This is a genomic window from Frankia sp. CoWAU3, from assembly GCF_977971855.1.
In genome coordinates this window covers 20,234-21,995 of the sequence record NZ_CDWWXB010000039.1, presented here as the reverse complement: position 1 = coordinate 21,995, position 1,762 = coordinate 20,234, and the positions used below count along the sequence as shown (strand labels likewise).

Below are 1,762 nucleotides of genomic sequence, written 5' to 3'. Positions count from 1 at the left end.
GGGCGGGCGTGGCGGGCCCCCGCTATCCCGACATGTCATCCGTCAACGGATAGCGAGGCCCGGTCGAGTCCGCCGCGGTGGCGGGTTCCGCGCCGCCCGATTCCCCGATTCCCCGATTCCCCGATGGTGGCGGTGGAGCCGTGACGGGAGTCGTGAGAACGGGAGTCGTGACGCGTGAGGTGGCCCGCCACCTGTCCTCCGCCGGCCCTGTTGCCCGCCGGCCCTGCTGCCCTGCGACTTGGCCGGACCGGCCTGGCCGGACCCGGCGATCTCAGGCGTCGCCGGTGGGACCATCCTCCAGGTCGCCCTCGGTACGCAGGTACAGCTCCTGCAGCGCGTCGAGGGTCGCGGCCTCCGGGTGCTCCCACAGGCCGCGCGCCGCGGCCTCCAGCAGCCGTTCGGTGATGCCGTGCAGCGCCCAGGGGTTGGACTCGGCGAAGAACTTCTGGTTCTCCGGGTCCAGTGCGTAGGTTGCGGCGAGCCGTTCGTACATCCAGTCCGCGACCACGCCGGCGGTGGCATCGTAGCCGAACAGGTAGTCGACGGTGGCGGCCATCTCGAACGCCCCCTTGTAGCCGTGCCGGCGCATCGCCGCGAGCCACCGCGGGTTCACCACCCGGGCGCGGAAGACCCGGGAGGTCTCCTCGGACAGCGTTCGGGTGCGGACCGCCTCCGGCCGGGTGCTGTCGCCAATGTAGGCAGCCGGCGCCCGGCCGGTCAGCGCGCGTACGGTTGCGACCATGCCGCCGTGGTACTGGAAGTAGTCGTCGGAGTCGGCGATGTCGTGCTCGCGGGTGTCGACGTTCTTCGCGGCGATGGCGATCCGCCGGTAGGCCGACTCCATGTCCTCCCGGGCGGGGGTGCCGTCGACCCCGCGGCCGTAGGCGTAGCCGCCCCACGTCGCGTATACCTCGGCGAGGTCGGCGTCATCGCGCCAGTTACGGCTGTCGATCAGAGGCAGCAGCCCGGCACCGTACGCCCCCGGCCGGGAGCCGAAGATACGCAGGGTGGCCCGCCGTTCGTCGCCGTGCCCGGCGAGGTCCGCACGGGCATGGGCGCGCACGAAGTTGTCCTCGTCGGTCTCGTCGAGGCCGGCGGCGAGCCGGACCGCGTCGTCGAGCATCGCCACCACGTGCGGGAACGCGTCCCGGAAGAAGCCGCTGATGCGCACGGTGACGTCGATGCGGGGCCGGCCGAGCTCGGCGAGGTCGATCGGTTCGAGCCCGCTGACCCGCCGCGACGCTTCGTCCCAGGTCGGGCGGATGCCGAGTAGGGCGAGCACCTCGGCCACGTCGTCGCCGGAGGTGCGCATCGCGCTGGTTCCCCAGGCGGACAGGCCCACCGACTCGGGCCAGGTGCCGGTGTCGGCCCGGTACCGATCGAGCAGGGAGGTCGCCATTGCCTGGCCCGTCTCCCAGGCGAGCCGGCTGGGGATGGCCTTCGGGTCGACCGAGTAGAAGTTCCGCCCGGTGGGCAGCACGTTGACCAGACCCCGCAGCGGCGAGCCGCTGGGACCGGCCGAGACGTAGCCGCCGTCGAGGGCGTGCAGCACGGCGGTGACCTCGTCGGTGGTCCGGGCGAGCCGCGGCACGATCTCCGTGGCGGCGAACCGCAGCACGGCCGCCACCGTCTCCCGGACCGGGTCGGTCTCCGCGTCCATGTCTGCCGGACCGTGGACTTTCCTTGCCTTTCCAGAGGCTTTTGTGGCTGGTTTATCCCTCTGGATAGGCAAGGGGGGCAAGGGGGTGGTCGCTGGCGAGGG

General features: G+C 72.2%; 1 protein-coding gene. It reads right to left on the bottom strand.

The window, feature by feature from the left end:
* Window positions 1–271 precede the first annotated feature (271 nt).
* A partial coding sequence (locus tag AC08ON_RS06250) for a cobaltochelatase subunit CobN (protein WP_476616612.1) occupies window positions 272–1,762 on the bottom strand: 1,491 nt, incomplete at its 5' end.